Origin of the sequence: Lysobacter sp. Root494 (assembly GCF_001427225.1) — a bacterium.
In the GTDB taxonomy this organism is placed as follows: domain Bacteria; phylum Pseudomonadota; class Gammaproteobacteria; order Xanthomonadales; family Xanthomonadaceae; genus Agrilutibacter.
In genome coordinates this window covers 68452-81499 of record NZ_LMFH01000007.1, presented here as the reverse complement: position 1 = coordinate 81499, position 13048 = coordinate 68452, and the positions used below count along the sequence as shown (strand labels likewise).

The window sequence follows — 13048 nt, the reverse complement described above, 5'->3', positions numbered from 1 at the left end:
CGCACGCGCGGTCAGCCGCGGCGGCGCGTCCCCGTGACACGCATCCAGTCCTCGAGGCGATCCGCGCGCAGGTTTTCGAATTCTCCGGCGTAACGCGCGATCACTTCGTCCTCCTGTCCGGCGAGGATGCCGGACATGGCGAGCTGGCCGCCGGGCGCCACGCGCGCGATGAGCGTATCGGCGAGCGCAATCAGCGCCGAAGCCAGGATGTTGGCGACGACGATCGGATAGGTGGCGACAGGTTCGTCGTTGGGCAGGTAGACGTCGAGGCGTCCGGCGACTTCGTTGCGTTCGGCGTTGTCGTGCGTGGCGATCAACGCCTGCGGATCGTTGTCGACACCGACCGCATGCGCGGCGCCGAGCTTCAGCGCGGCGATCGCGAGGATGCCGCTGCCGCAACCGAAATCGAGCACGCGCTGGTGCTGCAGCGCGTTGTCTCCGGCGAGCGCGTCGAGCCATTGCAGGCACAACGCGGTGGTGGGATGCGTGCCGGAACCGAAGGCGAGGCCCGGATCGAGGCGCACGATCGCGGCAGTTGTGGTTTGCGCTTCTGCGGGGAGATCGCTGTTCCACGGCACGATCCAGGTGCGCTCGCCGAAGCGCAGCGGCACGTACTGGTCCATCCATGCGCGTTCCCAATCCTGGTCTTCGACCCGGCGGAAGCGTGCCTGCGTCCAGTCGAGTTCGTCGTCGAAGGCTTCGAGCGCGGCGAGCAGGATCAGGCCGTCGGTGTCGTCGGGAAACAACGCGGTAAGCACGAGTTCGCCCCACAGCGGCTGCTCGCCGACGCCGGGCTCGAAGATCGCCTGTTCGTCGGGTGCATCGGCGTGCGCGTCGGCCAGCGTGACGGCGAGCGCACCGACGTCTTCCAGCGCTCGCTCGTAGCGCGGCTGCTGGGCTTCGGTGCAGGGGAGGGAGAGTTCGAGGAAGGGCATGGCGGTGTGCGGCGGAAATTGGCGGCCATTATCCGCGAGCAGGTCCGGTCGCGTTGGTGCGTGCCTTAGCTCGTGCCTGGAACGCGACCTCGAAGTCGTCGCTGATCACATACTCGCAGGCGGGAAACCGGTCGCGCAGGTATTCGTCCAGCCGCGTGCCGGCTTCCAGCAGGTTGGTCACCTTGAAGGAGAGGTCGACGCCACCGGCGCCGAAGGAGCGGCCATCGCTGCGACCGATCCCGTTTTCGAGCGCGAACGCTTCGATGCGGTCCAGCAACTCATTCGTGCCGGTCCCGTCCAGGTCCGCGGGCTGGCGCAACATCAGCCAGAGCGTGCCGCGCCGGCGCGTGAGCGGCTGCACCTGGCGTACACGGCCATCGCTGTCGGCGGTGAGGGCGACGGTCGCCTGTGGTTCGGGATCCCAGTCCGCGAGCCACGCCTGCCGCGCTGCGAGCGCGGCATCGAGGTCGAAGGCCGGGCGGAAGGCGCGGCAGGCGTCGGCCAGCGTGCGCTGCTGTTTGTGCTCCAACGCATTCGCGATCGCTTCGATCATGTGTTCGACCACGAAAGCGGCCTGGTCCACGACCGGGCGGTCGAACCACGGGCGCCAGTCGACCGTTAGTTCGACTTCGAGCTGCTCGCCCTGCCTGCGCAGGCGGGCGCGCGCGGCCCGCGTGTCGGTGGTGTCGTACACGCCGCAGGTTGCATGCACCTGGCGCAGCGGGGAGCCGTGCGCCAGGATCGTGGGCCATAAGTGGGCGGACAGCTGTTCGCCGGCCGCGTCGAGCAGCGCTTCCAGTGCTTCAGTGGCAGGGTCGCGGCCCCCGAACAGGGTGAGATCGACGCCAAGGCCGAGGAAGATCTTCAGTTCCATGCGCACGCCACTCTTTGCGAGATCCGCTGCGGCGGCCCGCAGCAGGCCGCAGCCCGTCGCCGCACGGGGCGACGGCACGATTCGATGGCTTACGCCATCGAAATCGACTTTTCCTTCTGTTCCTTCAACCGCTTTTCGAGGTAATGGATGTTCTGTCCACCCTGCTGGAAACCGGCGTCGGAAAGGATGCGCTGCTGCAGCGGAATATTCGTCTTGATGCCGTCGACGACCATTTCGCTCAGCGCCACGCGCATGCGCGCGATCGCGGTGGCGCGGTCGGGACCGTGCACGATGAGCTTGCCGATCATCGAGTCGTAGTTCGGCGGCACGCGATAGCCTTCGTAGATGTGGCTGTCGACGCGCACGCCGGGACCGCCCGGCGCATGGAAGTGCTGGATCAGGCCGGGGCAGGGCATGAAGGTTTCCGGATCTTCCGCATTGATGCGGCATTCGATCGCGTGGCCGTTGAGGACGATGTCGCTCTGCTTGATCGACAGCTTGTGCCCCGCCGCGATCATCAGCTGTTCCTTCACTAGGTCGATGCCGGTGATCATCTCGGTCACCGGATGCTCGACCTGGATGCGGGTGTTCATTTCGATGAAGTAGAAGCGCCCGTTCTCGTAGAGGAACTCGAACGTGCCGGCGCCGCGATATCCGATGCGCTTGCAGGCTTCGACGCAGACCTTGCCGATTTCCGCGCGCTGCTCGGGCGTGATGCCCGGCGCCGGCGCTTCCTCGACGACCTTCTGGTGGCGGCGCTGCATCGAGCAGTCGCGTTCGCCCAGGTGGATCGCGCCGCCCTGGCCGTCGGCGAGCACCTGGATCTCCACGTGGCGCGGGTTCTCCAGGAATTTCTCCATGTAGACCATGTCGTTGCCGAACGCCGCCTTGGCCTCGCTCTTGGTGGTCTGGATCGCGGAGTTGAGGTGCGCTTCGGTGTGGACCACGCGCATGCCGCGGCCGCCGCCGCCGCCCGCGGCCTTCACGATCACCGGATAGCCGATCTCGCGCGCGATCTTCACGTTGGCCGCCGCGTCATCGCCGAGCGGACCGCCGGAACCAGGCACGCAGGGCACGCCGGCCGACTTCATCGCGCGGATCGCTTCGACCTTGTCGCCCATCAGGCGGATCGTGTCGGCCTTGGGGCCGATGAAGATGAAGCCGGATTGTTCGACGCGTTCGGCGAAGTCGGCGTTCTCGCTGAGGAAGCCGTAGCCGGGGTGGATCGCCTGCGCGTCGGTGACTTCCGCCGCCGCGACGATCTGCGCCATGTTGAGGTAGCTGTCGGTGGACGGCGCGGGGCCGATGCACACCGATTCGTCGGCCATGGCGACGTGCTTGAGGTTGCGGTCGACGGTGGAATGCACCGCGACCGTGCGGATGCCAAGCGCGTGGCACGCGCGCAGGATGCGCAGCGCGATTTCACCGCGATTGGCGATTACAACTTTATCTAGCATGGGTCAGGTCCAAAACTGTGCGGTTTCGTTGCGTCCGGCCCTTTGGCCTCGCGGCCGCCGGGCGTTCGCCGGTTCGCGGCTGTCGCCACGACAGCCCGGCTCACCCAATGACGAACAGCGGCTGGTCGAATTCGATCGGCTGGCCGCTCTCGACCAGGATCTTCACCACGGTGCCGGCGACGTCGGCTTCGATCGGGTTGAACATCTTCATCGCTTCGATGATGCCGAGCGTTTCGCCCTGCTTGACCGCCTGGCCGACGCTGACGAAGGACGGCTTGTCCGGCGATGGCGACGAATAGAAGGTGCCGACCATCGGCGCGCGCACGACGTGGCCCGGCGGCAGGTCGCTGGCCTTGGGCGTGCCGCCGCTCGCGGCATCGGTCGGGCTCGCCATCGGCATCACCGGTGTCGGTGCGGCGGCAGGCGCGGCCATCATCGGCTGGGCCATGGTGAAGCTGCCCTTGGGCGTACGGGCGAGGCGGACGGACTCTTCGCCTTCCTTGATCTCGATTTCGGCGAGGTTCGACTCTTCCAGCAGGTCGATGAGTTTCTTGATCTTGCGCAGGTCCATGGTGGGCCTCTGGGTACTTGGTAAGAGAAGGAAAGCGGTTTGGGAACGCGCCGCGGGAGTCCGGCGTCAGTGCTGCGCCAGCCGCACGATCGCGGCTTCGAGCGCGTAGCGGTAACTGTCGGCGCCGAAGCCGGCGACCACGCCGACCGCGAGGTCGCTGAAGTAGCTGTGGTGGCGGAACGGTTCGCGCGTGTGCGGGTTGGACAGGTGCACTTCGATGAAGGGGATGGCGACGGCGGCGAGCGCATCGCGGATCGCCACGCTCGTGTGGGTGAACGCGGCCGGGTTGATCACGATGAAGCGGGTGCCATCGGTGCGGGCAGCCTGGATGCGGTCGACGAGTTCGTGTTCGGCATTGCTCTGCAGGCTCTCGAACTCGTGGCCGGCGTCGCGGGCGCGGGACTCGAGGTCGCCTTCGATCTGCTCCAGCGTCGCGTGGCCATAGACCCCGGGCTCGCGCGTACCGAGCAGGTTGAGGTTGGGACCATGCAGGACCAGCAGCTTTGCCATGTAGGAGCGGGGGCCCGCCTGTTGAAGGCCGGGAGTGTGGCCCATGCAGGGGAAGCTGTCCAGACGTTCGCTACCGTATCGGCGAAGTTGTCGGGAGTTAAGCAGTTGTTGGAGCGGTCACTCTAGAACAGAGACGCGGTTGGCGCTTCCGGAGAGGTCTATTGCGCCCAGTCGTCGATTTCGCCTTCGCGGAACGGCCCGATCTTCTGCCTGAGCACGCGGCCGTGTGCGTCCAGCAGCACGGAATAGGGCAGCACGCCCTTGGGATTGCCGAGGCGGACGCCGGCATCGCGCGGGCCGGGCACGTCGATCAGGATGGGATAGCTGACCGGAATCCGCTGCAGGAAGGCCTGGACTGCAGCGACATCGTCCAGCGCGATGCCGACCACTTGCGTGCCGTTTGCGGCCTGCGTCCTCGCGAAGCGGTCCAGCTCCGGCATTTCCCTGATGCAGGGACCGCACCAGCTGGCCCAGAGGTTCAGCAGCGCGGGCCGGCCGGCATAGGCCTGCGGCAGGGCAACCGGCTGGCCGCTCAATGACGGCAACGTGAAAGCGGGCACGATCGCACCCCGTTCGGCGATTTTCAGGTCAGCGGGTGGTTCGGGTGCGGACGCTGACAGGGCCCCTTGGAGCGCGCGTTGGCCCACTTCGGTGTGCAACAAGGGACTGGGGCCTTCGCGCCACAGGCCGACCGCGACGCCGAGCGCGCCGGCGGCGAGCGCGACGAGCAGCAGTTTCGCGGTCGAACCGAGCTTCATCGCCAAGGGCTCATCGCGCGGCTTCGGCCAGCGCTTCGCCCACGCCGTCGCGGGTCAGCACGACTGGCAGCACGCGGCCCTCGCCGCCGTTGCGCGGGAAGACCACGTACAACGGCACGCCCACGGCTTTGTAGCGCTGCAGGAAGGCGGTGAGCGCGGGATCGACGTCGGTCCAGTCGCCGACCATGTAGACGGCATTCGCGTTCGCCATCGCGTCGCGGAAGGCATCGGTGCGGAAGACGGCGCGTTCGTTCGCCTTGCAGGTCACGCACCAGTCCGCGGTCATGTTGACGAAGACCACGCGGCCGGCGGCGCGCAGGTCGGCGAGGCGCTGTTCGGAGAACGCCACCGGGGTGATGCCCTCGCTCGGTGCGGTCAACGCCGACGCGGCGGCCGGGCGCGGCATCGTATGGATCACCCGCAGCGGCCACACCAGTGCGAGCGCGGCGAGCACCGACGCGACCATCGCCCAGCGATGACCGGTCGTACGCGCCCGCGTCCACGCCCATGCGGCGAACGCGAGCAGCACCGCTGCAAACAGCCACCAGCCGATCGCGTCGGCACCGCGCTGGCGCGTGAGTACCCACGCGAGCCATGCGGCGGTGAGATAAAGCGGGAAGGCCAGCGCCTGCTTGAAGGTTTCCATCCACGCGCCGGGTCGCGGCAGGCGATGCGCCAGCGCGGGAATGAAGCCGATCAGCAGGAACGGAAGCGCCAACCCGAGGCCGAGCACGACGAACACCAGCAGCGCGACGAACGGGGGCGCGGTGAATGCCCACGCCAGCGCTGCACCCATGAACGGCGCGGTGCACGGCGTCGCGACGACGACCGCGAGCACGCCGGTGAAGAAGTCGCCGAGTGGGCCCGACTTCGTCGTCAACGCATGGCCCATGCCGGTCCAGCGTCCGCCGACATGCCAGACGCCCGACATGCTCAGGCCGAGGCCGAACATCAGCAGCGCGAGCAGCGCGACCACCAGCGGTTGCTGCAACTGGAAGCCCCAGCCGAGCGCGAGGCCGGCTTCGCGCAACGCGAGCGCGAGCCCGCCGAGCAGCACGAAGCTGAGCACCACGCCAGCCGTGTACCAGAGCGCGTGCCTGCGCGCGCGCGCCGGATCCTCGCCGTTGCCCGCGAGCGAGAGCGCCTTGAGCGAGAGCACCGGCAGGACGCAGGGCATCAGGTTGAGGACCAGGCCGCCGAGCAGGGCGAGCACGAGTGCAGAGAAGAGGGTGAGGCGGGCGCCGCGCGGGGCGGCTTGTCGTTGCGCAGGCAACGAAGAGGAAGCCGGCGTCTGCGCGCTATTGGCCTGCGCAGCATCGAGTGGCGTAGCTGTTTCCGCGGGCGCGGCGCCCGTCGTTGCTTCCCCGGCGTTCGTGGCACTTGCAGAAGAAGCCGCGGGCTCGATTGCAGCTGCCTTCGGCGTCACCGTTCCGGCGGGCACATCCAGCACCACCGAACGCGTCATCGGCGGATAGCAGATGCCATCGGTCTGGCAACCCTGGAACGTCGCCCGCAGCGTGAGCTTCGCGGCATCCGGGCGCGTGCGCAGCAACGGCAGCGGCACGTCGATCTGGTCGAAGAAGACGACGACGTCGCCGAAGTGTTCGTCATGGTGCGCAGTGCCGCGCGGCCACTTCGGCTTGCCCGGCGCGATGCCGGCCTTCACCGCCGCGGCATCGAACTTCAGCGAGGTCTTGTCGCGATACAGGTAATAGCCGCGTGCCGGAGTGAAGCGCAGCAGCAGCGTGTTGCCGTCGCCGACGATGGCTTCGAAACCGAACGCCTGTTCGGGCGGCAGCGGCGCCGCGTCGACTGCGGCGGTGCCGGTACTGCCGAGCAGTCCGCCAGCAACCGGCACACCGCTGCGGTTCGCGCCGGTTTTGCCGAACGCCACCACGGGTTCGTCCGAAGCGGCGGCCGCAGGCAGCGCCACCGTCACGTTGCGCGTCTGCGGCGGATAGCAGATGCCCGCATCCGCGCAACCCTGGTAACGCACCTTCAATGTGGTCGAAGCCGCGCGCGCTTCACCCGGCACGATCACGGTCAGCGTGTCGCGATAGGTTTCGACGCGACCGAAGTATTCGTCCTGATGCGGCTCGCCCGCAGGGATCTGCGGCGCTTGCGCCGCGAAGCCTGCATCGGCCTGCACCTTCAATTGGTGCCGGTAGAGATAGCAGCCAGGCGCGATCTTCCAGCGCAGTGCGATGCGATCGGGCGACGTCGCCTGCGCGTCGAGCATGAAGGCTTCCTCGACCGGCAGAAGGTTGTTCTCGTCGTTGCACGACGGCGCCGCAGCACGCGCTGGCGCGAAACCCGAGGCGAGCAGGAGCACGGAAGCCAGCGCGAACGCGCGCGGAAAGCGCAGAACAGGAAGTCTCATCGGGTCACGCGTCGTGATGGGGCAGCGGGGCGGTTTCCGCCGACACCCAGTCGAGATAGGCGGGGAGGCCGGCGCGGACTTCGACCGCGACGAGTTCCGGCAGTTCGTAGGGATGCAGGCTGCGCAGCCGGGCGGTCATCGCGTCCAGACGATCGGCCGTGGTCTTGATCAGCAGCAGCACTTCGTCGGCCTGCTCGACATGGCCGTGCCAGCGGTAGGTCGAATGCACGCCGGGAAGGCGGTTCACGCAGGCGGCGAGCCGCTCGTTCACCAGGGTACGCGCGATCAGGTCGGCGCTGGCTTCGTCGGGGCAGGTGCTGTAGGCGAGCAGGACGGACATGGCGCGATTGTAACGGCGGGCGCCACGATGGCCTTGTGCCGCAGCCACGAAAAGCCCGAGTCGCCCCGGGCTTTGTCTCAGTAGCGCGTGCCATGCGCACGATGACGACCTGAAAATGCGCGAACGTGCGTTGAAGACAGGCCATGGCGCCCTCCGGACCGCCAGGGCGCCGACGGCTTCGATCAGTTCAACTGGCAGCTCGCCGGCTTCGCCGAAGTGAAGAGGCTCGACGTCGCCCACTCCGGATGGTCGATGAAGGGATTGCGGTTGCCCTGGAAGCTGTAGATCACTTCGTTGCGTTCGCGCTCGCCCGCATCCGGGGGATCGGCCTGGTGCCAGGCAAGCAACGTGGACATCAGGCCCATGTACGCCGGGGAAGCCGAGGTAATCACGATCCTGCTGCGGTCGTCGGTGAGCTCGAGGTCGGGCTCGCCCTGGCCGTTCCGGTCGACGCCGCCTTCGTAGCGGATCGCCATGTACATCACCGCGCGTGCGACGTCGCCCTTGCGATGGCCCCAGACTTCGAACGAGCCGCTGTTGCCATCCGGTCCCTTTACCCAGTTGGAGTTGCCGGGATACACGCCGCTGCCGCCGCCGGAGCCGTTGTTGGCTTCGGTCACGCGTTCGCCGCAGCCGCTGGACAGCGAGCAGTTGGCGTAGGGCTTGTTGCCGCGGTCGGCATTCCACGTCGTGTCGCTGAGATACAGCATGTGCGTATCGGTGTACGGCGAGTAAGGCAGGCCCTTGTCGCCGGTCGTGGTGCCGAAGCCGAGCGAGTTCGGCCAGGTGTGCTCGCGGTTGTAGGTGAGGCCGGTGCCGGTACCCGCGCGTTCGCTGCCCTTGAGGTAGCTGCGGTTGCGATACACGTCGAGGATGCGGCCCGGTGCATTCGGATCCTCGTCGGTGATTTCCAGGATGCTCCAGGTGTTGGTGGTGCCGCCGCTGTAGGGATACGCGGTGTGGTTCTTGATGGTTTCGTGCAGCGAGCAGCGCAGCTGGCTGGCGCTGCTCGTGTTGACGTGGGCGTAGTAGCCGGTGCCGCCACTCGCCGCGATGGTGAAGTTGACCACCTTGTTCTGCGCCAGCTTCGCGCCGCCGCTGTCGGTGACCTTGGTCGCGTCGATCGTGTACGTGCAGGTTTCACCGCCGACCAGGGTGTTGCCGGTGGTGATGGTGAAACTGGTGCCGCTGGCGGGATAGGTCAGCGGGACGCTGCCCGACTGCGTGCACTGCAGCGCGAAGGCGCCGCTGGTGAGAGTCACCGCTTCGCTGAAGGTGGCGGCGAGGTCGGTGGCGGCGGCAACGCCGGTCGCGCCGTCGGCGGGCGAAGTCGATACGACGGTTGGCGCTGGGTTCGGCGAAGAGAAGGTCTGGCTGTTGTTGCAGGCGCCGAAAGTCTGCGTGGCCGACGCGCGCCAAGTGAAGCTGGCGTAGCCGGTGCCGCTGCCGCCGAGCTGCAATGAAGTGTTGGCGGGCGATTCGTTTTCCGACACTGGCAGGTTGCTGCTGGTGCGGCCTGCCGCCGGACCGTTGGAAGCGGTGATCGCGCCTTCGTAACTGAGGAACTGCACCACCTGGCCGCTGGCGTTGACCAGCGCGATGCCGTCGTTGGCGCCGTTCTGGATGCCGTTGGCAGCGTAGCCCAGCGTCGCGATGCGCACGCCGCCGCCACACGACACCAGGCTGCCGGCGGGCAGCAGGTCATTGTCGTAGTAGGTCGCGGCCGACGGGGTTGAGCCGTTGTACAGATAAAGGCGATAGCTGCTGAGCGTTTCGCCGGCGGTGGCGACGACTTCGATCCGTTCGCCGGTGTCGCTGCCGGAATTGTCGTAATGGACTTCGTTGATGAAGACTTCGGCCGACGCCGCGAGGGGCGTCAGGCCGGCGGCCAGGCAAAGCAGATGGCGTGCGGCACCACGGACGGACAGCAGCATGCGGGACTCCCTCCTGAAGAAGGCGCGACTCTAGCCACCCCGCGTGACAGCTGGCACGCGGCGTTGCCGCATCTGGCGATTCGATCAGCGCGCGCTACCGATCTTGCGGCCGGTTCGAAGGGAGGCAAGCTGCTCCACGACCTCCACCAGCGGCGCCCGCGAGCGGGTCGGCGCATCGCGGAAGGCCAGGATCAGGCGCAGCTCGATCGGGTCTTCGATCAGCAGCGCCTCGGCGGCGGCGACCGAATCCAGCGCGGTATCGCTGGACAGCCCCATCTTCCCGCGCCCCGTCGCCAGCCACTCGAACTGCACGCCGCAGGCGAGCGCGACCTCGCGCATGTGGGTGACGCTCGGGTGCTTGTCGTTGTTGGTTTCCCAATGGCTGACCGCGCTGCGTTGCACACCGATCGCGCTGGCCAGCGCCGTCTGGGAGAGCCCGGCATGGCGCCGGGCCATGCGGATACGTTGTTGCGGCGTCATGAGGCGTCCTTGAGGCAGGTCACGGCACGGATGTTACGCATGGTCACGTCGTTATCAAAAGACACCCAGCCGTGTCCACTTCTGGTATCCAGATGGCAGGCAAAAGTGTTTTGAAACATATAGTTGATTGAGCAGGTAGCAAAAAAGAGCTACCGATAGTCAACAAATGACTACGATTTCATACTGGACAAGATCGAACGCCCGGCACAAATTGGCCTCCGTCCGGCAGGGAGGCCGGCTCGACACGAGGTCAAGGTAGGGAGATGTGGCGAGGGACTGCGCCGAGCCGAGGACGGCAATCTCCAAACCGGAAAGAGCGCGAACCCCTGTCCGCGCTCTTTCTTTTTGAAGTCCGGATCGGTCCCCCCGTCCGGACTTTTTTCTTTTTCCGGGCCCGCATTTGCGCCCGACCCCTTGAAAGCTCCCGAACACGGCCCAAACTGCTGGCCATCCCGGCGCTGCCGGGTCTTTCTACGCCCGGGATCTGGCACTCGTCGCAAGCGACTGCTAATCCACGGGTTTCTTTCCCACTCATTCAATCACTTACGAGGATTGCCATGAATATCAAGCCGCTGTTCGACCGCGTGGTCATCAAGCGCATGGAAGAAGAAAAGCTGTCCGCGGGCGGCATCGTGATCCCGGACTCGGCCACCGAGAAGCCGATCAAGGGCGAAGTCGTCGCGATTGGCGACGGCAAGGTCTTCGACAACGGCAACGTCCGTGCCCCGAAGGTCAAGGTCGGCGACAAGGTCCTGTTCGGCAAGTACAGCGGCACGGAAGTGAAGCTCGACGGCACCGAATACCTGGTGGTGAAGGAAGACGACATCTTCGCGGTCATCGCCTGAAGCGACGCGGGCGTGCCTGGATCGGTGATCGGTGATCCGTAACAGCGCACCGCGCTGGCGCATCCGTCACTGGCCCCACCACTCGCCGTTGCTTCTGCTTTCAACGAATCACTCATCACGAATTACGAATCACGGAGTCAACCCAAATGGCTGCTAAGGAAATCCGCTTCGGCGAAGACGCGCGCACCAAGATGCTGCGCGGCGTGAACGTGCTCGCCAATGCCGTCAAGGCGACGCTCGGCCCGAAGGGCCGCAATGTCGTGCTCGAGAAGAGCTACGGCGCCCCGACGATCACCAAGGACGGCGTGTCCGTCGCCAAGGAGATCGAACTGGCCGACAAGTTCGAGAACATGGGCGCGCAGATGGTCAAGGAAGTCGCTTCCAAGACCTCCGACAACGCCGGTGACGGCACCACCACCGCCACCGTGCTGGCGCAGGCGCTGATCCGCGAAGGCATGAAGGCGGTCGCCGCCGGCATGAACCCGATGGACCTCAAGCGCGGCATCGACAAGGCCGTCATCGAGGCCGTGAGCGAGCTGAAGAAGATCTCCAAGCCGTCCTCGACGAGCAAGGAAATCGCCCAGGTCGGCGCGATCTCGGCCAACTCCGACACCAACATCGGTGACCTCATCGCCCAGGCGATGGACAAGGTCGGCAAGGAAGGCGTGATCACCGTCGAAGACGGCTCGGGCCTCGAGAACGAACTCGACGTCGTCGAGGGCATGCAGTTCGACCGCGGTTACCTGTCGCCGTACTTCATCAACAACCAGCAGTCGATGCAGGCCGAACTCGAAGATCCGTTCATCCTGCTGCACGACAAGAAGATTTCCAACGTGCGCGAGCTGCTGCCCGTGCTCGAAGGCGTCGCCAAGGCCGGCAAGCCGCTGCTGATCGTGGCTGAAGAAGTGGAAGGCGAAGCCCTCGCCACCCTCGTCGTCAACACCATCCGCGGCATCGTCAAGGTCTGCGCGGTGAAGGCCCCGGGCTTCGGCGACCGTCGCAAGGCGATGCTGGAAGACATGGCCGTCCTCACCGGCGGCACCGTGATCTCCGAGGAAGTCGGCCTGCAGCTCGAGAAGGCCACGATCAAGGACCTCGGCCGCGCCAAGAAGGTGCAGGTCTCCAAGGAGAACACCACCATCATCGACGGCGCTGGCGAACACAGCGGCATCGAAGCGCGCATCAAGCAGATCAAGGCGCAGATCGAAGAAACCTCTTCGGACTACGACCGCGAGAAGCTGCAGGAACGCGTGGCCAAGCTGGCCGGCGGCGTCGCCGTCATCAAGGTCGGTGCGGCTACCGAAGTCGAGATGAAGGAAAAGAAGGCACGTGTCGAAGACGCGCTGCACGCCACCCGCGCTGCCGTGGAAGAAGGCATTGTCCCGGGCGGCGGCGTCGCGCTGATCCGCGCCAAGGCCGCGATCGCCGGTCTCAAGGGCATCAACGAAGACCAGAACCATGGCATCGCGATCGCCCTGCGTGCGATGGAAGCGCCGTTGCGCGAGATCGTGACCAACGCCGGCGAAGAGCCCTCCGTCATCCTCAACAAGGTCATCGAAGGCAAGGGCGCCTACGGCTACAACGCCGCTACCGGCGAATACGTCGACATGATCGAAGCGGGCATCCTGGACCCGACCAAGGTCACCCGCACCGCGCTGCAGAACGCCGCGTCGATCGCCGGCCTGATGATCACGACCGAAGCGATGGTTGGCGAGCTGCCGAAGAAGGACGAGCCGGCGATGCCGGGCGGCGGTGGCATGGGTGGCATGGGCGGCATGGATTTCTGATCGCGCCGCGATGAACTGAGTTGGCGGTTCTTTCAACGCGCCGCAGCGCGCTGGAAGAACAAGGGTTCGGTGGACTTTGGTCTTAGCCGCACAGCCGACCTGCAAGTCAAAAAGCCCCGCAGCGATGCGGGGCTTTTTTTGTCTGCGCTTGCGGGCGCAGTTGGCGACGACTAGCGC

12 protein-coding genes are annotated in these 13048 nt (G+C 66.3%); 2 read left to right on the top strand and 10 right to left on the bottom strand.

Annotated features, from left to right (window positions below):
- Positions 1–11: 11 nt before the first annotated feature.
- The 10 genes from prmA to ASD14_RS11530 all read right to left on the bottom strand — a co-directional run bounded on the left by prmA (position 12) and on the right by ASD14_RS11530 (position 10239).
- A complete protein-coding gene (gene prmA / locus ASD14_RS11575; RefSeq protein ID WP_056133745.1) occupies positions 12–935 on the bottom strand; it encodes a 50S ribosomal protein L11 methyltransferase in 924 nt (307 codons plus the stop codon).
- A 28-nt stretch (positions 936–963) separates the two neighbouring features.
- Entirely contained in the window at positions 964–1809 is an 846-nt protein-coding gene (locus ASD14_RS11570) for a hypothetical protein (protein WP_157475317.1), read from the bottom strand.
- Positions 1810–1898: 89 nt separating this feature from the next.
- The gene (accC, locus tag ASD14_RS11565; protein ID WP_056133737.1) at positions 1899–3266 is read right to left on the bottom strand and encodes an acetyl-CoA carboxylase biotin carboxylase subunit; all 1368 of its coding nucleotides are present in this window, start codon (positions 3264–3266) and stop codon (positions 1899–1901) included.
- A 100-nt stretch (positions 3267–3366) separates the two neighbouring features.
- Entirely contained in the window at positions 3367–3837 is a 471-nt protein-coding gene (gene accB / locus ASD14_RS11560; RefSeq protein WP_056133733.1) for an acetyl-CoA carboxylase biotin carboxyl carrier protein, read from the bottom strand.
- Positions 3838–3903: 66 nt separating this feature from the next.
- Positions 3904–4347: a type II 3-dehydroquinate dehydratase gene (gene aroQ / locus ASD14_RS11555; RefSeq protein ID WP_056133728.1), complete on the bottom strand. Its 444-nt coding sequence runs from the start codon at positions 4345–4347 to the stop codon at positions 3904–3906.
- Positions 4348–4505: 158 nt separating this feature from the next.
- Positions 4506–5105, bottom strand: coding sequence for a TlpA disulfide reductase family protein (locus tag ASD14_RS11550; RefSeq protein ID WP_082538940.1), 600 nt, complete (start codon positions 5103–5105; stop codon positions 4506–4508).
- A gap of 10 nt (positions 5106–5115) precedes the next feature.
- Positions 5116–7485, bottom strand: coding sequence for a protein-disulfide reductase DsbD (locus tag ASD14_RS11545; protein ID WP_056133725.1), 2370 nt, complete (start codon positions 7483–7485; stop codon positions 5116–5118).
- A 4-nt stretch (positions 7486–7489) separates the two neighbouring features.
- A complete protein-coding gene (gene cutA / locus ASD14_RS11540) occupies positions 7490–7825 on the bottom strand; it encodes a divalent-cation tolerance protein CutA (RefSeq protein ID WP_056133722.1) in 336 nt (111 codons plus the stop codon).
- A 182-nt stretch (positions 7826–8007) separates the two neighbouring features.
- Positions 8008–9759, bottom strand: a complete 1752-nt coding sequence (locus ASD14_RS11535; RefSeq protein ID WP_056133720.1) for an endonuclease — start codon at positions 9757–9759, stop codon at positions 8008–8010.
- An 84-nt stretch (positions 9760–9843) separates the two neighbouring features.
- Positions 9844–10239 (bottom strand): helix-turn-helix domain-containing protein, encoded by a 396-nt coding sequence (locus ASD14_RS11530; RefSeq protein WP_082538939.1) that lies wholly within the window; start codon positions 10237–10239, stop codon positions 9844–9846.
- 557 nt (positions 10240–10796) lie between these two features.
- On the opposite strand from ASD14_RS11530, the gene groES reads away from it, so the two are divergent.
- Both groES and groL read left to right on the top strand, forming a co-directional pair.
- Positions 10797–11084 (top strand): co-chaperone GroES, encoded by a 288-nt coding sequence (gene groES / locus ASD14_RS11525; protein ID WP_056133714.1) that lies wholly within the window; start codon positions 10797–10799, stop codon positions 11082–11084.
- A gap of 146 nt (positions 11085–11230) precedes the next feature.
- The gene (groL, locus tag ASD14_RS11520; protein WP_056133710.1) at positions 11231–12871 is read left to right on the top strand and encodes a chaperonin GroEL; all 1641 of its coding nucleotides are present in this window, start codon (positions 11231–11233) and stop codon (positions 12869–12871) included.
- Positions 12872–13048: the final 177 nt, after the last annotated feature.